This window comes from Paenibacillus sp. BC26, from assembly GCF_900116125.1.
GTDB lineage: Bacteria > Bacillota > Bacilli > Paenibacillales > Paenibacillaceae > Paenibacillus_Z > Paenibacillus_Z lignilyticus.
On record NZ_FPAD01000001.1, the window covers coordinates 1790639 to 1810862 of the forward strand.

A 20224-nucleotide genomic window follows, 5' to 3' on the forward strand; every position below is an offset into this window, starting at 1 on the left:
GGTAGAGTATAGACTACCTACATACGTGCAAGGAGTGAACATCGATGACAGATCCGCAGTCGGTTCAGGTCCATCCCTTTTACAAACATGCGGAAGAAGCGTTCAAGCTGCTTCCGGAGGCAACGGAGAGTTTAACGAAGCTGAAAACAGCGTTTGAAACCGCTAACGAAGAGTTTCTGGCGATTGAGCTTAAACATATGCTGGCGAGGCTGGAAGAGCTGCGCGTATTGTTCGCAGACGGTCCGACAGGTTAGATAATAGGGAAGAGCTAAGCAGCTGGATGTGCTTGGCTCTTTTTATTTACGACGGTTCGTGCAACGGCGGCGCATGCGTGCGTGAGGATCAGCAATGACCGTCTCCTGAATTGGAATGTTGCAAGAAATGCAACATTCTCTCGACTTATGAAGAGAGTGTTTGACTCCCCATATCACGCTACTATGACCTGCCTAAAGGCAGGTTTTTTCGTTAACTTATGATTGTCACCCAGACGCCTTCATTCATAACTTATGGATAGAGGAAGGTGATATAATCATGCGCGTAACGATTACGATGGCATGTACGGAATGCGGGACACGCAACTACATGACGACCAAAAGCAAGAAAAACAATCCGCAGCGTCTGGAGCTTCGCAAATATTGCCCGACGCATAAGAAGGTCACGCTGCACAGAGAAACCAGATAGAGAGCAAAGCAAGTAATCCGCGGTTTTCCGCGGATTACTTTTTGTCCAATTTGACGCGCTGAAGGTGGTCCAACTTGCAAGCAGATCACTCGTCCATCGAATAACGCGGTATAACGTGAGAGGAGTGGGTGAAGGAATGAGAATCACCATTGCGGCAGTCGGGGATTTGTTGATGAAGAAGAAGATGATCGCATCGGCTCAGCGAGAAGGCGGATTCGCTCCGATTTTTGCCAAAGTGAAACCCTATCTGCGCAATGCCCATTTAACGATAGGCAATTTGGAGACGACCTTCTCCGGTCCAAAGTTCCGCCCGGCACGCGGCAAACTGCTGTTCAGCTCCCCGGATCCATTTGCGGCTACGCTTCGAAACTTAGGTTTCAATGTATTAGGTACAGCCAATAACCACTGCATGGACGGCAAAGTCTCCGGTTTGAAGCGGACGCTTAGCGTCCTAGATCGCCATGGGCTTCGGCATACAGGCACAAGTCGTTCTGCTCAAGAAGCGCGCAGGAAGCTGATTGTGAACGTTAAAGGAATTCGAATCGGCATAGTGGCTTATACGAAAGGAACGAATGGGATCGCGGTGCCCCAAGCGTGGATGGTCAACAGGCTACATCGGAAAAAGATGATTGCGGACGTGCGCAGCTTAAAACGCAGAACGGACCTGATTATTGCTTGCCTTCATTTCGGGAAAGAATTTCGATCTTACCCTGACCGGAGCCAGCTCCGGCTCATGCAGCTGTTATTTAGAAATGGCGTGAATGTGGTGCTGGGAGCCCATCCCCATGTGCTGCATCCCATCAAAATGACGAAGATAAAGGACATCGACGGACAAATCAGAAACCGGGTAGCGGCCTCTTCCCTGGGGAACTTCGTGTCTACCGAGCTTCCTCAGCATACCGCCAGACTGCGAGGAACCATATTGCGGTTAACCGTAACGAAAGATGCGAAAGGGAAGACGGATGTGGTGAAAATGTCACGAGTGGCCACGCGGATTAAACAACATGTAGGGAAGCGCAACGTGTATCGGGTTGTACATTGGCGATAGCAGAATGGCCTCGACCTCGCCGTTAAGAAGTGAAGCGTAATACGCTTCGCTTCTTTTTATGTGTCTAACAACTTATTTGCCTATAACATCCGTAATCATGCATGGTTGGCAGATACAACTGTTCCGCTCATCAATTATTATTGCAGCCAAGGGGGAACCTAATCAACAGCAGTAGAAAGGAGTGGAGCGCACATGTCTGCACGAACACCATCACAACCTTTACCGAATAAAGACGATGACTTCTCTCTGAAAACCATCATTGCGCCGCTAATGGCCATTATCGTGGGAATGATTATGGTTATTCTCGACAGCACGGTGGTCAATAACGCCATTCCCCATCTGGTGGATTATTTCGATACGGATCTGAAGACCATTCAGTGGACGGTTACCGGTTATACACTTGCATTGTCCGCTGTCATTCCGCTTGCAGGCTGGCTGACGGATAAGTTCGGCTCTAAGCAGATTTTTCTTCTGACGATTACCTTGTTTACGATTGGTTCGCTCTTATGCGGTATTGCTCAGACACCGGAACAACTGATCATTTACCGTGTTATTCAAGGCCTCGGCGGAGGTATGGTATCTCCGATAGGGATGGCTATGGTATTTAAGCTTGCGCCGCCCGAACGACGCGGATCCATTATGGGCGTATTAGGCATTCCGATGCTGATGGCGCCGGCATTTGGTCCTGTCTTGTCAGGGTGGTTGGTGGATTCGGTCAGCTGGCATTGGATTTTTATTATCAATTTGCCCATTGGCATCGTTGCATTCTTTCTGGGCGTCAAATATTTGCCGAAATCCGATCGCCATCGAGCGCCTCATCTGGATGTGATCGGCATGTTCCTTGCTCCGATTGCATTTACGATGCTTGCCTTCGGCGTGAGCGAAGGGGGGACAAGCTGGACTTCAACAGCTACCCTTACAGGGCTAATCGTTGGCGGGCTCGCATTACTTGTGTTTATCTTCGTGGAACTGAGGCAGGAGCAGCCGCTTCTGGAGCTTAAAGTATTCAAATCGTCGGACTTTACCCGCGGGATTATTCTGACTTGGATCGTGCAGCTCGCGTTGTTTGGCGCTATGTTGATTGTTCCGCTTTACCTGCAAAGTGTAAAACATTACACAGCATTAGAGACCGGCTGGATCCTAATGCCGCAAGCGATTTGCGCAGGTATTGGGATGCCGATCAGCGGACGATTATTTGATAAAATCGGGGCCAGACCGCTTGCATTCGGTGGTTTGGCTGTCGTCTCCGCTGCATTGTTTATTTTATCCACCGTATCGGTCGATACCAGTCTGTGGCTAATAATTGTATCCATCTGCATGATGGGACTGGGGATGGGATTCTCCATGATGCCACTGAATACCCATGTTTTAAACTCAGCGCCTCGGCGTTTGGTCAGCCGGGTCACCCCGCTTACCACAGCTGCACAGCAAGTTGTAGTATCCTTCGCGGTTGCCGGACTTACCGGGTATCTGACTTCGCAAATTACTTCCCATTCGGAGAGCGCTGAGCAAGGTGCAAACCCACTTACGGCTGTTGTAGCGGGGTATGGAGATACGTTCTTCCTGTCCGCATGCATTGCAACGGCAGGTGTCCTTCTTTCGCTCATTCTGCGCAAACCAAGATTGAAGGATGAAGATAAAGTAAAGGCCGGAGATGAAACGGGAGCAGACGCAGCTATGATGATGGGGCATTAACGAACTGAGTGAAACCATTCGGATAAGAAATGAAGCGCAGCGCTTCACTTCTTATCCGAATATAAATGCGCACATACTTGAATTTAGGTTGACGTATGTTGTACAATTACGGCAATTTGATACCAAGCTGTATAACCTCAATAATATGGTTTGAGGGTCTCTACCAGGAGCCGTAAAATCCTGATTACAAAAATGTGTATTTCGCATACATGTTTTTGTGATCAGGATTTTTTTTTATTTTATTACTCGAAACAGAGGTGGGAATGATGGAACAACCAAGTTTGCGTACGCTTATCCGGGTTGCGGCTAAACAGGAGCCTGCGGATGTGGTCATCCGCAACGGACGTATCGTTAATGTTTTTACGGGAGAAATGATGACAGGCGATATCGCTATCATTGGAGGTATAATCGCCGGTATCGGCATGTACGAGGGAAAAGAAATCATTGATGCAGAGGGCCGTTATATCGTGCCGGGCTTCATCGACGGTCATGTTCACATCGAGAGTTCGCTGCTCACACCGCCGCAATTTGCTCGCGTATCGCTATTGCACGGAGTCACGACGGTCGTAACGGATCCGCATGAAATCGCGAACGTCGCTGGAACAGAAGGCATTCAGTATATGCTCGATGCTGCCGAAGGCTTGCCGATCGACAGTTACGTCATGCTGCCTTCATGCGTGCCTGCAACCCCATTCGAAAGCAACGGTGCTCGGCTCGATGCAGTGCATCTGGAGCCATTCTTTAGCCACCCCAATGTTCTGGGGCTGGCCGAAGTCATGGATTTTCCATCCGTTGAACATACGGAGGAACGAATGCTGCATAAACTTGAAGCGACCCACAAGGCCGGCGTCCTCTTGGACGGACACGCGGCCGGAATTAGCCGAGAAGGTTTGAATGTCTATATGGCGGCAGGCATTCGTACCGATCACGAGAGCACCAGCTTGCAGGAGGCCCAGGATCGGCTTGATCTGGGCATGTATTTAATGATCCGCGAAGGGACGGTCGCGAAGGATCTGGATGCGCTGCTGCCTGTAGTTACGACGAGAAACGCAAGACGCTGCTTATTCGTTACCGATGATAAGCTGATCGACGATCTGTTGAACGAAGGCAGCATCGATCATATCTTAAGGCTCGCAATGGCTAAAGGGCTCGATCCGATCACCGCGATTCAGATGGCGACGATCAATGCGGCGGAGTGCTTCCGACTCTATCGGCATGGCGCGATCGCCGCCGGATACCAAGCCGATTTGGTGCTGCTCGATGATCTGGAACAAGTGAAGATTTATCAAGTGTTTAAGCGCGGACGCTGCGTTGTGGAAGCAGGGATAATCGTGGAAGAAGCTTTTCCGCCATCGGGTACGACAATCGACAGCCTGAGCTGCAATTTGCTTGGACTTAACGTTAAGCCGGTCGAACCCGCTCACCTTGCAATCCCTTTAAAAAGTAATCGCTGCCGTGTCATTGAGGTTATTCCGAATTCGCTTGTGACGAACCAACGCATCGAATTGGTCGACGTGGACGATGAGGGGATGTTCTTGCCATCCGCAGCCAGCGACTTCATGAAGCTGGCTGTCATTGAAAGACATCAGGCGACCGGAAATGTAGGCGTTGGCATCGTAAAAGGGTTCGGTCTGACACGAGGGGCGATTGCAACAACGGTTGCGCATGATTCCCACAACCTCGTGGTTGTCGGAGCTTCCGACAATGAGATGCTGCTCGCAATCGAAGAAATAACGCGTATCGGTGGCGGAGCCGTGGTCGTGGACGGCCGCGAGGTACTATCTTCACTGCCGCTGCCAATTGGAGGATTAATGTCGGATCGGCCATATGCGGAAGTTAACGAGGGGCTGAAGAAGCTGATGGCTGCGATGGCTGAGATCGGCGCCTCGCAGGATTTTAATCCGCTGCTCACCTTATCGTTCCTGACGCTTCCCGTCATCCCGCATTTGAAGCTGACGGACAAAGGGTTATTCGATTTCAAATCGTTCTCGCATATTGCCGTAGAGGTGTAAGCCTAACGCAAAAAAAGATCGGCGATTAGCCGATCTTTTTTTGCGTGCATTTGTTTGGCCTCAATGGTTGCATGGCTTTTGCAGTTTACACCGTTATATCTGCATAAAATGGCGGAACAGCCCCAAGCATGCGGGCATATACGAACAGCTGTCCTTTGTGATGTGCCTCATGGCCGATTAAACGATGCAGTACTTCCACGATGGGTTCTGTAACGTTAAAGGCATTAATGGTCGCGTCTTTCAGTAAGTCGGCTTCTGAATAAGAAGCAAGTTTGCGTTCATGTTCAGCGGTAAGCTCCTCGAGGAGCTGGCGAGCTTCGGCTAATGTCGCCGGAAGAGGCGGGATGATCATGTCTCGTTTCTCGATCGCAGAGAAGAAGAAATCAGGCGTAAAAGCAAGGTGGTGCACCAGTTCAACGGTCGTCATGCCACCTTCCCAAGGGCGCCAGGATCCGCCTGATTCAGGCAATACCGCTACAAGCTCGAGCAAAGCATTACGGTGCATCTTCCAACGTTTGATTACTTGTTGTCCTGCAGTGCGTTCGATTGTTGTTGTTGTCATTATGATTGGCCACCCAGATATCGAATGACTTCATTAGCAGCTTGTTCTGTGGATTGCGGATTTTGACCTGTAATGAGATTTGCATCCGCTTGTATGTTAATCGTCCAGTTAGGTGTTGCTACCACATTGGCTCCCAATTCACGAAGCCGCGTCTCCAACAGGAACGGCATAAATCTGTCCAATGTCGTTTCGCGTTCTTCCTCATCGGTAAAAGCCGCAATTGTTTTGCCGGCGACCAATGAAGTGCCGTTCGATAGTTGCACATTGACGAGCGCAGCCGGACCGTGGCACACAGCTGCGACTACTTTACCCGATTCATACATCGATCGAATGATGGTCCGAAGCCATTCATTATCAGGCATATCGAACATTGTCCCGTGCCCGCCGGGAAGGAAGAGGGCATCATAAGAATCGATGTCGGTTACGTGATCCAGTTTCAGGGTATCTGTCAGATAGTTGGCCGTATCGAGCATTTCTTGAGACGCGCCTTCCAAGCTTCTATGATCAATTGGCGCTTGCCCGCCTAACGGGCTGGCGATTGTAACCTCATAACCCTCTTTATTAAAAGCGATATAGGCTTCTCCAAATTCGGATAACCATAGCCCTGTCGGTTCATTATCGTTCATTTTATCGGCGGTTGTAACCACCAGAAGCACACGTTTTGTCATTATATATCACTCCTCGATTCGAAATAATTTGTTGAAGCGAAGCGCACTATAACCAAGAACAATGCATCACTTCCGCGTGACGCCGCCTTGGACAATTAACGGTTCAAACAAAGAACGAAACGACGTTTTATTTGTCGTTGTTTTTGCTGTATCCATACTGTAACACTCCGCATCTGCGGATTGTACTACCGCTATGTTTGGTCGGGAGTAACCAAAAGTTATGAGGGATGAAGATGAGAATAGAATGGCTGGAGGCCTTTCAGCAGACGGCGGAAACGAAAAGCCTAACGAAGGCCAGTGAATCTTTGCATATCAGCCAGCCTGCTCTAAGTAAGCAGATCCGCAACTTAGAGGATGAATTGGGAGCCCAATTATTGCTGCGATCATCCGTCGGCGTGACGCTGACGACCGCAGGTCAGATTTTGCTTGAGAGAAGCATACGTATCCTTAATGAAGTAAATGCGCTGCGCCGGGAGGTTACGCGAAGTCAAGATGAGGGCAAAACCGTGCTGACCATCGGCTCTTGGCCAAGCATCGCCACCATTTATTTGCCCGGTCGAATAGCAGGCAATCTGCAAGCAGAGACAAAGTTGGACATCAAAGTACGGGTCTTTTATAGTTTTTTTGACATGCTGACAAATTTGGAAAATGGCAATCTCGATGCCGCATTCTTTGATGACAGAGGCGTTAAGCACCCCTTCTATACAACGCCTGCATTTACGGAGCGGTTCTTCCTATTCGTTCATGTAAATCATCCTGTATACGGCAATAAAGAAGAAGTTCGGTTTGATGAGATAAAAAATGATACGTTCGTGATGCTTCCCGAAGGCTGCGATGTAAGAATGTTAGTCGAGAAAGAATTCTCCGAAAGAGGGAAAGAGCTCGACATCGCTCTGGAAATCGAATTGGGACAAAGCATTCTCGGTTTCGTTCATGCTAACCTGGGTATTGCCATTTTGCCTGAAATCTTCATCATTCAGAAGAAGGATACGATAAAAGCGATTCCGATTACGGATTTTGGGGCGACGCGTCAAATCTCAGTCATTACACGGGAAGAATCCGTCTGCAGACAGTTGTTAGGCTTTATTGAATCGCATCCGTCATAACGAATGGTTAGGACCCTCCAAACAGAAACGTAGTACATTTTGCCAAATCGCAATGTTACCATGATGGAGCACCACCAGCCGCTATAACTAAATCCATACCACTGCCGTGAAGCAGTTGAAGGTATAAAGGAGCATGCGAATCTATGTACAATTTGTTCAATGATTTTAAGATCAAAGGCTTGGAACTGAAAAATCGAGTCGTCATGCCGCCGATGTGCCAATATGCAGTCAGAAACAACGACGGAATACCCACAGATTGGCATTACGTGCACTATGTGAGCCGGGCGATCGGCGGAGCAGGATTGGTGATCATCGAGATGAGCGACATCGAGCCGGACGGCCGTATTACGGACTTCGATTTGGGTTTGTGGTCCGATGACCATATTGCGCCGCTCAAGCGTATTGTTGATGCGTGTCATGAATACGGCGCGAAGGTAGGCATTCAAATCGCTCATGCCGGACGCAAAGCCGAGCATGCTGAAGTTCCTGTCGCCCCTTCGGCGATTCCGTACGATGAGAAGTCCAAAACACCGAGGGCTTTGACGACGGAAGAAACGAAAGCGATGGTTGGGAAATTCAGAAAGGCTGCCGAACGCGCGATCAAAGCCGGCGTAGATACCATAGAGATTCATGGTGCGCACGGCTATCTGATTCATCAATTTCAATCCACGTATACTAATAAACGTACCGATGAATATGGCAAGGATTTGACGTTGTTCGGCCGCGAAGTCATCCATGCCGTTAGAAGCGCGATGCCGGAGAACATGCCTCTTATCATGCGCATTTCAGCCCGAGAATACGTCGAAGGCGGCTATGGCCTTGATGAAAGCATCGCATTCTCAAGAGCCTACCGCGATGCCGGAGTAGACATGTTCCACGTGAGCTCCGGCGGTGAAGGTCCTATCCTCGCGCATGGCAGGCCGGGCACGCATGTTGCTTACCAAGTTCCGATGGCCAGAGCAATCAAGAATGCCTTGGAAGTGCCGGTTATCGCCGTTGGCCGACTGGACGAACCGTCGCTTGCCAACGCAGTCGTCGGCAATGAAGATGCCGATCTCGTAGCTGTTGGAAGAGGCATGCTGCGTAATCCGTACTGGACGCTCGAAGCGGCCGCTGTCCTTGGCAAAGAGACGTCGATCCCGGGCGTGTACGGCATGGGATTCAAAGGTATGAAATCATAACATTATTCCACTGATGGAGCACCGTTCGGCTGCGAACGGTGCTTTTTTGACGAGCGAAAATCATCTGGCAATAACGGAGAGGAAGAACCCCTATCAACACGGTGCTTGATAGTTATGTACATCTTGCAATTGAAAAGGTAGAACGAGAGGCTTGGTTTGATTTATTTGCAGTTGCCCCTCAAGATTATGTCCAACATGCCCAGGTTTCATTTACTCGTTTGGGATCGAGCATAGCCATTGCCGATCAGGGGACGCCGATTGGCGAATTCAACCGAGTTCTCGGATTAGGAATCGATGAGCCCGTAAGCAGTGCGGAGTTGGAGCAAGCGATGGCATGGATGCATCAACATGCTTCACCGCGCTTCTCCTTGCAAATTGCTCAGACAGCGCGTCCGGCGGAAACCATTCAGAGATGGATACAAGCCAGAGCTCTGAAGCCTTCCGGTAACGGTATCGCAAAATATTATCGTTATGCGCTGCCTGCAGAAGATCATCCGATGCCAACCGCTCTTGAAGTAAAGCTGGTTGAGCCGCAGCTTGCCGCAGACTTCGGCCATGTCGTGCAAGCGGGGTTCGGCTTGCCTGAGGCCGTGATCCCATGGTTCTCGGCGCTGGTTGGACGACCCAAATGGCAAGTGTATGTCGCTTACGATAATCAAATTCCAGTAGCAAGCGGAGCTATGTTCATCGATCACAACTGGGCTTGGTTTGGTATAGATGCCACATTGCCCGACTATCGCGGCAGAGGAGCCCAGAACGCATTAATTAAACAGCGGTTAACCGATGGGATATCAGCAGGTGTAGTCGGATTTACCGCGGAAACCGGGCAACCGTCCGCAGGGGAAGAAGGCGCGAATAAGTCTTACGGGAACTACCACAGGGCAGGATTCGAACGTTTATATATTCGTCCCAGTTATGTAACTAATAAATAACGAAACAAAGAGAGGCTGAGCGATATGACCAACATGCCTGAGAAGATCAAGCAAAATGTCATTTTCTCCCGCGTACAATTGAGTCTTGTAAGTCAGCGCATCATGGTGGAGCAAACGCGGGAACTCATGCGATATGAATCCGATCTTACTCATCCGCTATATAACAGCGTGATCGCCTATCATCAACCGTTGTCCGACAAAGATACCAAGGAAGATATCGAAAGACTGATAAATGGTTATCAGGCACGCAAGGTTCCATTCACTTGGCTGACTTGGTCCCATGATGCCGACCATGCGAATTTGGCGCAAGCACTGGCAGAGAACGGACTTAAGAAGGTAGACAGCCTATCCGGTATGTCGGTTTCATTGCCTGATTGGACGTACATTTCGCCTGCAATTCACGGGTTAAACATCAAGCCAATCCGAACGCGGGCGGAGATGAACTGGTTTCGAGAAATCGTGCTGCCCGTATTTGGATTTGAAGGCGAAGCCGGTGAGGCCCTCGTTCAAATCAGCGAAGATGCAGCGTTTGGCGAGAACGCCGCGTTCCGCCATTATATAGGCTTCATGGATGGTCAGCCGGTTGCGGCAGCGACTGCGATCCACGATGGAGATACAATCGGCATCTATAATGTAGCCACACTGGAAGGTTATCGGCGCCGAGGGTTAGGAAGTGCCTTAACTGCGCATGCCGCGCGGGAAGGCCAAGCTGCCGGCGGAAGAGTTGCCGTACTGCTCGCAAGCAAGATGGGACAAGGCGTGTACCAAGCAATCGGATTCGAAGAGAATGTCACGATTGACGTTTATTTGGGGTGAATGTGCGGGATGCAACCGAGCCTGCACAATCTACCAGCCTGACATAGTGATATGTCTCGCGCCATTTTCTCTAGCATCTCATACGATAGAGGAATGGAAGAGTAGAGGAGGCGTCCCCTTTGCCGATCTTGGACACTGGACTGCTGATTAATCGAGAACGAAGACGAACGGCGAGCCTTAGAATTACGGTCATGAATCGCGGAAGACAGCAAGCTTCGGCAGGCATTCAAGTGTATACGATTGCAACCGAAGCGGCAGCATCAACGGATTCCAATCCGGTAAACGGCGATCAAGTAGGAGGGGGATACGGGAAGCTTGTTATGCGCAGGCTGGCTATCGTTGAGCTGCAGCCTGTCGGTTATTCCAGCGGCACCTTCACGGTCCGGCATGAGGTCAAAGAACTGGATCAATTTGGCGTCAGCATTACGGCAAACGGTCTGGCAGCCGGTGAAGTATTCGCTACCATGGCGGAGCTCGACGACGAAGGGGAGATGATCGCCCAGCATAATTTGCAGGTGATGTCTTCGCTGATGGACGAAATGATGCACGCGTATGTCGCTAACCATACGGGTCACACGGTAACGGTTATTCAGACAGCGACCAACACAAGAGTTGCGACGATTCCGTTTCCGGTTGGCAGCAGCCCGCGGCAGCTGGATTTTACCCCGAATGGGCGAGAAGTTCTGGTGACCTGCCAAGGCGACAAAACGGTGAAAATCATCAACACGCTCACGCATACCATCGCGGGGGAAATTACGTTCCCGGTGGGTGCCGTGCCGCTAGCGGTTGCTGTGTCGCGTAACAGCGGCAAAGCGTACGTGACGACGATGGTAGAGGACTATATCGTCGTCATCGATACGGAGACGCGTTCGCTCGTCAAGTTGATTCCGCTCCCTGCCGGCAGCGATCCCGTTGCAGTTGCCATCGCACCGGACGGACAGAAGGCGTATTGCTGCTTGATCAACAAAGGTTGTATAGTCGTTGTTGATACAATCACACATGCCATTATATCGACGATCAGGCTCCCACAAGGCGCCAAACCTTCCGCGATCGCGTTTACGCCGGACGGTGAAATCGCGTATGTAACGGATGTGCAATTTGAACGTGTTTATGCCATTCGGACTTCTTCGCAAGTCATTGCGGCCACAATAAAGCTGGATACGGGCAATGACCCGCAGAAGCTGGTTATTACGCCGGATGGTGCATTAGCTTATGTGGCGAGTCGAGGTGGCGACGAGATCGTGGTCATCAATCTGTCGCGTAATGAAATTTTAACTCGGATCGAGCTGCCCGCAGGCAGCAATACGAGCGATATCGCCATTACTGCGGATGGCTTGAAGGTGTATGTGACGATACTTACCTTTGGCTACGTTGCGGTCATTGAGGTTGCCAGTCAACTGCCGATAGCGATTCTGCCGACGGGCAGTTTCCCTTCGGGAGTCGCGATTTCTCCGATTCTGTTGGATTGATCAAATAAAGCCGCGGCAGGAATGAGCATTAACGCTCATTTCCACCGCGGCTTTATTGTCTTTACTTAAGTGGCAGCCATGCAAGCACGCGTTGAATCTGCTTGTCCCAATAGCCCCATTCATGTTCGCCCGGCCCTTCCTCATAGGTAAGGGGGAGTCGAAGCTTCAGCGCATGCTCAAGGAACTGGGCATTATGATCATATAAGAAATCCTCGGTACCGCAGCATTGATAGAGCATCGGAATCGGTTTCCCTGATTCAGCCAGCTGCTTAGCGGCCAGGAATAAACAGTTGGGCAGCTCATTTAATTTATTAGTGGATCCGTAAATCAGGTTATACTCAAAAGGCCAACGCTCGCTAAGGTCTCTCAAATGCAGCGCGCCCGACAAGCTCGCCGCAGCCGCGAACGAATCCGGTTTATTCAACGCCAGTTTAAATGCGCCATAACCGCCCATGGATAAGCCTGCAACGAAATTATCTTCTCTGCGGTCCGACAGCGGGAAGAAGGAGCGGGCGATGGCTGGCAGCTCTTCACTGATAAACGTCCAGTAGTTGCCGCCAAAAACCATATCGGTATAAAAGCTGCGATGTACGGCCGGCATAACGACAGCGATGCCAAGTTCAGCTACGTAACGCTCGATTGACGTCCTTCTAAGCCAGATCGTATGATCATCCGACAAGCCGTGAAGCAGGAACAAGGTCTTATGCTTCTGCTGTCCGGCATGAGAAGCCATCCCAATCTGCGAGGGAGCAGCCTGTGGTAAAATAACGTTCATCGACATGGACAAGCCAAGCACTTCCGAATAGAAATCACATTGAATAAGAGCCATCCCGTTCATTACCTCCGGTTTATTCGCATTTGTTAAAATCAGACAAGCTATTCTTATTTTACATGTCAGCATCTCATTCAGCCAGTGAGAAAGGAATTATGTACATATGGATTTATTGACGCCTACGCCGGCACATGGGGTAGCACTCTATACCGAAGATCTTCGCAGTCATCTGGATACGTGGAAAATAAACGATGTCGTCATTCTCCGAGGCGGTGAGCTGCTGTGGGAATGGCATGACAAGAACATCGATCGCGTTGGCGCGATCTACTCCTGCACGAAGAGCATTCTATCTGCCTTAATCGGCATCGCTATCGAGCAAGGACACATTAAAGGGATCGAGGAGCCGATTACCGATTTCTTTCCCGTGGCGGCAGCAGATGATGAGCGCAAACATGCCATTCGAATCAAGCATCTGCTATCCATGACGTCCGGATTGGAATGGCCGGATTTCGATAAGCCGTATTGGAAAATGAAGCGAACGGACGACTGGATCTCTTTCATTCTCGCGCAGCCGATGGCGCATGACCCTGGGGAAGCTTTTGCATATAATTCCGGCGGTTCTCATTTATTATCAGCGATTCTGACCAAAGCTACCGGACGATCGACCTATGCCTTCGCAGAGGAGCATTTGTTTCAGAAGCTGGGATTTCGTAAGCCGAGATGGAACAGTCATGACGGGATATATGAAGGCGGAGCGGGGCTGCATATGACTTCCGGAGACATGGCGAAATTCGGTCAGCTTTATTTGCAAGGCGGGTTATGGAAGGGAGAGCAGGTTATTCCGCGAAGCTGGGTTGAAACTTCAACCGCGATTCACCACAAAGGGCTGGCTCATTACGAGCCCCCGATATTCGGGGAATACGGGTACCATTGGTGGATATCGACGGAGGCGCATAACGGTGTCGTAGATTACTGCTTCGCCAAAGGTTATGGGGGACAGTATATTTTCATCGTACCCTCTTATGATCTAGTAGCGGCCATTCGCAAGGAGCCTGAGGGCAAGAGCAGCGCGATGGCGGCCAAGCAGCTTCTTTTCCAGCATATCCTTCCGTTCTGTTCATAATCCGTTCAAAAACAGCTGCTATGCTTAACGCGTACTACCAGAATAGATACGCAGGGAAGGAACTGATCACCATGAATGACCAAGCAAAGCCAAGCGGCAGCTGGAAACCGCTGCTCCGATTGATCGGTCAAACAAGACCGTCTAAAGGACTGATTATTACCGCCATTTCGATGAGTTTAATCGGGACATTAATTTCGCTTATCATACCGTTGTTCACCAAAAATCTCGTGGACGGCTTCTCGATCAGCAATCTCAGCTGGCAGCAAATTACGTTGTTCGGCGGCATCTTCGTGCTGCAGGCTTTAGCCAGCGGGTTCTCCATGTATATGTTAAATGCGGTTGGACAGCGAATCGTGGCCAACCTGCGCGACAAGCTATGGAAGAAGCTGCTGAAGCTGCCGATTCCGTTTTATGATAATCACCGAACCGGTGAGACGATCAGCCGCATGACCAATGACACAGGAGTCGTGAAGCAGCTGATCTCCGAGAATTTAACGAATTTCTTGACCGGGATCATCTCGGTAATCGGATCGGTTGCCGTATTGTTCTACATGGATTGGCAGATGACCGCAGTCATGCTCGGCGTGATTCCGATAGCGGCCGTGTTCTTGGTTCCGCTGGGCCGTCAGATGTATATCGTTTCGAAAGGACTGCAAGAAGAAACCGCATCGTTCACAACGACGCTAACGCAAGTGCTCTCTGAAGTCAGACTCGTGAAATCGATGAATGCCGAGAAACGCGAATATACAGCCGGCAGCACGAAAATTAGCAGTTTGTTCAGTTTCGGTCTGAAAGAAGCGCGAATTCAAGCGATGATTGCACCGCTGATGTTTTTCGTTATGATGATGCTGCTTGTGGTCATTATCGGTTACGGCGGCGTGCGGGTGTCTTCAGGCGCCTTGTCGGCCGGCGAGCTCGTTGCATTTATTCTCTATCTGATTCAAATTGTAATGCCGATGACGCAGATCACTTCATTCTTCACCCAGTTCAAGAAAACAGTCGGCGCTACGGAACGGATTATTGCGATACTGGATGCTCCCGAAGAGGATCACGAGGGCGGAAAACCTGTTGATCGTGCGGATCAAGCCATCTCCGTTCATGATCTCAGCTTCCACTATGCGAACGGCGAACCTGTGCTGGCTGAGCTTAATTTTCGTGTGGAGCCGGGTACGGTTACGGCAATCGTAGGACCGAGCGGCGGCGGGAAAACAACCTTGTTCTCATTGTTGGAACGGTATTATGAGCCGACAGGCGGGACTATCAAGCTTGGCAAGGAATCCATCGACAGCTACAATTTGAGGTCGTGGAGAAGCCAGTTCGGGTATGTATCGCAGGAAAGTCCGTTGATCGCCGGTACGATTCGAGATAATTTATGTTATGGCATGGATCAAGAAGTCAGCGACGCGACGATCGTGCGTGCGGCGGAAATGGCCTATGCCCATACATTCATCAGCGAGCTGCCAAATGGTTATGATACGGAAGTCGGCGAACGCGGAATCAAGCTTTCTGGCGGCCAGCGCCAGCGTATTGCGATTGCCAGAGCGCTGCTGCGCGATCCGAAGATCCTGATGCTCGATGAGGCGACATCAAGTCTGGACAGCAAATCAGAGGTTGTCGTTCAAGAAGCGCTTAAGAATTTAATGGCAGGACGCACGACGCTGGTCATTGCTCACCGGCTGTCGACGGTTGTGGATGCCGATCAAATTCTGTTTATCGAGAAAGGGAAATTGACCGGAAGCGGGACGCATGATGAGCTGCTTGAAACCCATCCGCTGTATTTGGAATTTGCCACACAGCAGCTTCGGCTCCATGAGAGGGAAACCGTAGAATTAGAGTAGTCAGCCTGGACGAGCACGTGTATAGTAAAGTGTGGTAATTTTATTAAAAGGTATAGGTCTGAGGAGGAACACTAAGATGCAAACGAAGTTTCTGAAAGCATTGTGGGGAATGGAAGGCACATATCGGGACATGTTTACCCGGATTCAAGCAGCAGGTTTTGACGGTGTTGAGACACCGATGCCTGAAGCCGATCAAGAGAATGAATTCAAGGAACTGCTGGAAGAGTTCAAATTTGACTTTATCCCGCAAATCTTCACAGGCGGCGCTGACCATGCGGCTAGCTTCGCAGAGCAAGTGGAGCGCGCGGTTTCGTTTAAACCGCTCTTCGTAAACTCCCATAGCGCACGTGATCACATGACGTTCGAGCAGCAAGTCAACTTCTTCGAACAAGCGCTGGCTGTAGAACATTCGACAGGCTTGGCGGTCGGTCATGAAACGCACCGTCAGCGTGCCATGTTCACGCCATGGACGACGGCTCGTTTGCTTGAGGCGCTTCCTGAGCTCAAAATCACTGCGGATTTCAGCCACTGGACTTGCGTATGTGAGTCGCATCTGGAAGATAACAGAGCGGATATCGAGCTCGCAATTTCCCGTACGCTTCATATTCATGCGCGTGTAGGTTATGCGGAAGGACCGCAAGTAGCGGATCCATCGGCACCGGAGTATGCATATGAGGTGTCATTGTTCGAAGGCTGGTGGAAAGAAATGATCCAAAGCCGCGCGGCACAAGGACATGCGGTTTCGACCGTTGTTCCTGAATTCGGACCTCCGGGCTACATGCATACCCTTCCGCACACGAACCAACCGGTTGCAGATCTGTGGGAAGTTAACGACTGGATCTACAAGCGTTTCCGCGAAAACGTGAAGAAGTGGCAAGCGTAATTAAAAATTATTGCAAATTGTATTCTCAATGATAATTATTATCACTGTTGGCTATACTACGGTATAGAAGGACAGGACGAGCCGCCTTCTGGTCGAGGCGGCTCGTTGTCGTTTCATGAAGCAAAACGTGCATTCGTCTAGATTTTCGCTTCGAAGGTTTTGCAATCTGTCTCTTCGGAATTGTTTGCTTGTTTCCCGCGGTTACTCACCACATAAATGGAAGAAGCATTGCAATGGTTGCCTGCAGCCCAATGCTTGCAGGAGTTGACTTCGCAAAGTACATCTTTCGCCATCTGAACTCACCTCCGTTCCCATTTAGGATGGTCGTTTTGGCATGCCTTTTATACCCAAGCCGCAGAAGTTTATTGCCTGTATGGCTGTGAAACGGCTATGATTAGGAGCAAATAGGCTTGCAAGGGCGACGATGATGACGATGACGATTATTCGAAAGAGTATCAGATGGATGATGTATAGCGCGATAATCGGAATTGCGGTGGGTTCGGCTGCCGCATTATTCCTGGCAGGACTCGAATATGCAACTTATCTTCAGAATTCCTTTTATTGGCTGCTGCTGCTTCTGCCAGCAGCCGGAGGGGGGATGAGCTTCTTATTTGCGAAATATGGGGCGAATACCGCAAAGGGAAATAATCTCCTAATCGAACAAATTCGTAGGAGCGATGACCTGCCGGATCGCTATGAGCGCGTTCCGATTCGGATGGCTCCGCTTATCCTGATCGGAACGTGGGTCACTCATTTATTTGGCGGTTCAGCCGGACGAGAAGGGACGGCCGTTCAGATGGGCGGCAGCCTTGCCGATTGGTTCGGAAGGATCGTAAAAGTGGATTCAGCAGGCAGAAGAATCTTTCTGTTGTGCGGAATAAGTTCGGGTTTCGGCGCTGTATTTGGGACACCTTGGGCTGGGGCGGTCTTTGCGCTTGAAGTTGTCATTATGGGAAGGAAGATCACGTATCATGCGATCTTGCCAAGTCTCATAGCAGCAATTGTTGCGAATTACACGACGCTGGCTTGGGGGATTCACCATATCGATTACAGCATGGGCAGCGGTATTTCTTCCTTTAGCTGGGTTATTCTGCTGAAGGTGCTGGTTGCATCCATCTTGTTCGGATGGATGAGCCTGATCTTCACGGCTGCGATTCATTTCGTGAAACGAATCTCTTCAAAGCTGATGCCGCTCGGCTGGCTAAGAGCTGTCGTCGGAGGATTAGTCATCATTGGGTTAACATTCGCCGTGGGCACACGCCGCTATCTGGGATTAAGCTTGCCGCTACTTATACAATCGTTTCAAGAGCAGGTGCCCGGCGCAGCATTCCTATGGAAAACGGTGTTTACAGTCGTCACATTAGGAACCGGTTACCTAGGTGGAGAAGTTACACCGCTGTTTGTCATTGGGGCCGCGCTTGGCAATGCGCTCGCGCCGCTGCTCCATTTAAGTGTCGCATTCCTGGCCGGGCTCGGGTTAATTGCGGTCTTCAGCGGCGCTGCCAATGCACCGCTGGCATGTGCCGTTCTTGGTTTAGAGCTGTTCGGTATTTCAGGAGCCGGTTATATGCTGTTGGCTTGCTTCGTCAGTTATATGTTCTCCGGACATTCCGGTATATACAGTTCGCAGTTAATCGACGTCGCTAAGCCGCGCTATTATATTAAAGTTCCGGGATTAAGCATGCTGCACTCGAAACGACAAAAGGGAAGAAACGCTCGGCAATGAGCGCTTCTTCCCTTTTTCATTTGCACGAACTAGGATACTCGGCGTGCTGTAGCGTAGTGATCTTTCCACCAGCCGGAGTTGATGCTGGAAATCATTACGCCCGGTTTACCGTACGTGTGAATCATTTTACCGTTACCGATGTAGATGCCGACATGATGAATAGGTTTATAGAAGAAAACCAAGTCGCCCGGCTTTAAGTTGCTTTTGCTCACATAAGAACCGACTTTGGATTGGCTCTTGGACGTACGCGGAAGCGTAGTGCCGTACTTCTTAAACACGTATTTAGTGAAAGAAGAGCAATCGAAATAACGGGTTGTTGAAGTGGAAACGCCATATTTATAAGGTGTACCGAGATATTTTTTGGCTGTGCTGATAATATTGCTCGCTTTCGCAGCTGAAGTTGCATGAGCCGGTGTAGCTTGAAGAGCCACTGTGCCGCCTGCCAGTAAAGAGAAGCTTAATGCGATACTCATAACCAATTTGCTGATGTTCGTTTTCATTTTCAAGTTCCCCCTGTGAAGTTGATATATGCGTTGTCTCCGATTGGGACAAATGACCTAGGAACACTATAGCATATAAATAAATTCCATCATTTACATAGAAAGCGGATTCATAAGGAATGACAAGGGTTTGAACCGAAGTATGAGAAATGCATTAGAAATTCTTCATCGAACGAATATTGACAGACGTGACCGAATACTATCATGGAATGATGGGGTACAAAGGGGCGTTTGATTGATGAGTTACTTCTATATCGGCAGTATTGTTGGGGTTGCAGGCATGTCTGCATGGTCGATCATCCGTACATATTTAAGAAGTGAATTCATCAGCTGCATGGCCGGGATGATGATTGCAATGACGATTGGGATGATGACAAGCGTCACTATAGGTACTATTGCAGGGGTCATGTATCCTAAGGATTTATCATTTCCTACAGCAGCATCGGTGCTGCTTGGGCTTGTCTGCGGTTACTTGGCAGGGAAGCCGGTCAGTACGATGGCAGCGCTTGATGGCATGCTCGCGGGAATTATGGGAGGCATGATGGGCGCGATGCTTGGTGTCATGATGGGCACGCATGCCGCGATGATGGTGCTGTTCGTCGATGTGCTGTATCTGTTCGTTCATTTGGTTGTATTGCAGCTGATTCGGGAAGAATCACAAGAGGTGAACGAGGAAACGCAGGAAGTCAGTAAACAGACACCGCTCCTGCATCCGCTCGTATTCGGGCTTGGCATATTTGTGCTTGCAGCCGTGTTTCTGTATCAGGGTTAACGTAGGACGAAGGCATGAAAGCGGAGTAAAGTTGTATACCCCCTGGAGGTATGATATAGTGAATGGTATGAAAAGGGGGATGTGGATGAACCATACCGAACATGAGCATTGCCACGATCAAGAAGGTTCAGTCCGGCGCAGTGCGCATACCGATGAAATCAAGAACAGCTTAATTACCCGTTTGAACCGAATAGAGGGGCAAATACGCGGCTTGAAGGGTCTTATTGAGAAGGATACGTATTGCGATGATGTGCTTAATCAGATTGCCGCCGCTCAGTCTGCGTTGAATGGGGTTGGGAAGCTGCTGCTGGAGCACCATATGAATAGCTGCGTGATCGAGCGCATCCAGCAGGGCGATCATGCTGTGGTAAAGGAACTGCTGGTAACCATGAACAAACTGATGAAATAACAGACCGACAGACCGGAAGTGCAGGCTGTGC

General features: G+C 49.9%; 21 protein-coding genes and 1 riboswitch. Of the genes, 16 read left to right on the plus strand and 5 right to left on the minus strand.

From position 1 onward, the window contains the following. Positions 1–44 precede the first annotated feature (44 nt). From BM412_RS07620 to ade, 5 genes are all read left to right on the plus strand, one after another. Complete coding sequence (locus BM412_RS07620; RefSeq protein WP_091215883.1) at positions 45–254, plus strand: hypothetical protein; 210 nt, start codon at positions 45–47, stop codon at positions 252–254. A 277-nt stretch (positions 255–531) separates the two neighbouring features. Continuing rightward, the gene (gene rpmG, locus BM412_RS07625; protein ID WP_091215886.1) at positions 532–681 is read left to right on the plus strand and encodes a 50S ribosomal protein L33; all 150 of its coding nucleotides are present in this window, start codon (positions 532–534) and stop codon (positions 679–681) included. Between the two features lie 136 nt (positions 682–817). Beyond that, positions 818–1729, plus strand: coding sequence for a CapA family protein (locus BM412_RS07630; RefSeq protein WP_091215890.1), 912 nt, complete (start codon positions 818–820; stop codon positions 1727–1729). A 192-nt stretch (positions 1730–1921) separates the two neighbouring features. Beyond that, complete coding sequence (locus BM412_RS07635; protein WP_091215893.1) at positions 1922–3424, plus strand: MDR family MFS transporter; 1503 nt, start codon at positions 1922–1924, stop codon at positions 3422–3424. Positions 3425–3531: 107 nt separating this feature from the next. Further along, positions 3532–3631: riboswitch (purine riboswitch) on the plus strand. Between the two features lie 56 nt (positions 3632–3687). Continuing rightward, positions 3688–5436 carry an adenine deaminase gene (gene ade / locus BM412_RS07640; protein WP_091215895.1) on the plus strand — a complete coding sequence of 583 codons (1749 nt, stop codon included), beginning with the start codon at positions 3688–3690 and terminating at the stop codon, positions 5434–5436. 85 nt (positions 5437–5521) lie between these two features. On the opposite strand, the gene BM412_RS07645 is transcribed toward ade, so the two are convergent. Together BM412_RS07645 and BM412_RS07650 are read right to left on the minus strand one after the other, a co-directional pair. Continuing rightward, positions 5522–5998, minus strand: coding sequence for a DinB family protein (locus BM412_RS07645; protein ID WP_091215898.1), 477 nt, complete (start codon positions 5996–5998; stop codon positions 5522–5524). Then, positions 5998–6666, minus strand: a complete 669-nt coding sequence (locus BM412_RS07650) for a type 1 glutamine amidotransferase domain-containing protein (RefSeq protein WP_091215900.1) — start codon at positions 6664–6666, stop codon at positions 5998–6000. Before BM412_RS07650 ends, BM412_RS07645 begins: the two co-directional genes overlap by 1 nt. 233 nt (positions 6667–6899) lie before the next feature. Between BM412_RS07650 and BM412_RS07655 the strand changes: the two genes are divergently transcribed. The 5 genes from BM412_RS07655 (at position 6900) to BM412_RS07675 (ending at position 12170) form a co-directional block, all read left to right on the plus strand. Continuing rightward, complete coding sequence (locus BM412_RS07655) at positions 6900–7772, plus strand: LysR family transcriptional regulator (protein WP_177245699.1); 873 nt, start codon at positions 6900–6902, stop codon at positions 7770–7772. Between the two features lie 143 nt (positions 7773–7915). Beyond that, entirely contained in the window at positions 7916–8953 is a 1038-nt protein-coding gene (locus tag BM412_RS07660) for an NADH:flavin oxidoreductase/NADH oxidase (protein ID WP_091215905.1), read from the plus strand. Between the two features lie 218 nt (positions 8954–9171). Next, the gene (locus BM412_RS07665) at positions 9172–9885 is read left to right on the plus strand and encodes a GNAT family N-acetyltransferase (RefSeq protein ID WP_143111575.1); all 714 of its coding nucleotides are present in this window, start codon (positions 9172–9174) and stop codon (positions 9883–9885) included. A 24-nt stretch (positions 9886–9909) separates the two neighbouring features. Further along, positions 9910–10701 carry a GNAT family N-acetyltransferase gene (locus BM412_RS07670; protein ID WP_091215910.1) on the plus strand — a complete coding sequence of 264 codons (792 nt, stop codon included), beginning with the start codon at positions 9910–9912 and terminating at the stop codon, positions 10699–10701. 119 nt (positions 10702–10820) lie between these two features. Then, positions 10821–12170: a beta-propeller fold lactonase family protein gene (locus tag BM412_RS07675; protein ID WP_091215912.1), complete on the plus strand. Its 1350-nt coding sequence runs from the start codon at positions 10821–10823 to the stop codon at positions 12168–12170. 61 nt (positions 12171–12231) lie between these two features. Here BM412_RS07675 and BM412_RS07680 read toward each other — a convergent pair whose 3' ends face one another. Next, a complete protein-coding gene (locus tag BM412_RS07680; protein WP_091215914.1) occupies positions 12232–12999 on the minus strand; it encodes an alpha/beta hydrolase in 768 nt (255 codons plus the stop codon). Positions 13000–13105: 106 nt separating this feature from the next. Between BM412_RS07680 and BM412_RS07685 the strand changes: the two genes are divergently transcribed. The 3 genes from BM412_RS07685 to BM412_RS07695 all read left to right on the plus strand — a co-directional run bounded on the left by BM412_RS07685 (position 13106) and on the right by BM412_RS07695 (position 16786). Further along, complete coding sequence (locus tag BM412_RS07685) at positions 13106–14065, plus strand: serine hydrolase domain-containing protein (RefSeq protein ID WP_091215917.1); 960 nt, start codon at positions 13106–13108, stop codon at positions 14063–14065. A gap of 65 nt (positions 14066–14130) precedes the next feature. After that, positions 14131–15903: an ABC transporter ATP-binding protein gene (locus tag BM412_RS07690; protein ID WP_305728720.1), complete on the plus strand. Its 1773-nt coding sequence runs from the start codon at positions 14131–14133 to the stop codon at positions 15901–15903. Positions 15904–15979: 76 nt separating this feature from the next. Next, a complete protein-coding gene (locus BM412_RS07695; RefSeq protein WP_091215923.1) occupies positions 15980–16786 on the plus strand; it encodes a sugar phosphate isomerase/epimerase family protein in 807 nt (268 codons plus the stop codon). A gap of 137 nt (positions 16787–16923) precedes the next feature. Here BM412_RS07695 and BM412_RS07700 read toward each other — a convergent pair whose 3' ends face one another. Next, positions 16924–17079, minus strand: a complete 156-nt coding sequence (locus BM412_RS07700; RefSeq protein WP_090983801.1) for a DUF1540 domain-containing protein — start codon at positions 17077–17079, stop codon at positions 16924–16926. 140 nt (positions 17080–17219) lie between these two features. On the opposite strand from BM412_RS07700, the gene BM412_RS07705 reads away from it, so the two are divergent. Continuing rightward, the gene (locus BM412_RS07705; RefSeq protein WP_177245700.1) at positions 17220–18512 is read left to right on the plus strand and encodes a chloride channel protein; all 1293 of its coding nucleotides are present in this window, start codon (positions 17220–17222) and stop codon (positions 18510–18512) included. A gap of 29 nt (positions 18513–18541) precedes the next feature. Here the strand turns inward: BM412_RS07705 and BM412_RS07710 are convergent, their stop codons facing one another. Beyond that, positions 18542–19012 (minus strand): C40 family peptidase, encoded by a 471-nt coding sequence (locus BM412_RS07710; protein WP_091215928.1) that lies wholly within the window; start codon positions 19010–19012, stop codon positions 18542–18544. Between the two features lie 238 nt (positions 19013–19250). Between BM412_RS07710 and BM412_RS07715 the strand changes: the two genes are divergently transcribed. Next, complete coding sequence (locus BM412_RS07715; protein WP_091215931.1) at positions 19251–19784, plus strand: hypothetical protein; 534 nt, start codon at positions 19251–19253, stop codon at positions 19782–19784. A gap of 85 nt (positions 19785–19869) precedes the next feature. Continuing rightward, a complete protein-coding gene (locus BM412_RS07720; protein ID WP_091215933.1) occupies positions 19870–20193 on the plus strand; it encodes a metal-sensitive transcriptional regulator in 324 nt (107 codons plus the stop codon). Positions 20194–20224: the final 31 nt, after the last annotated feature.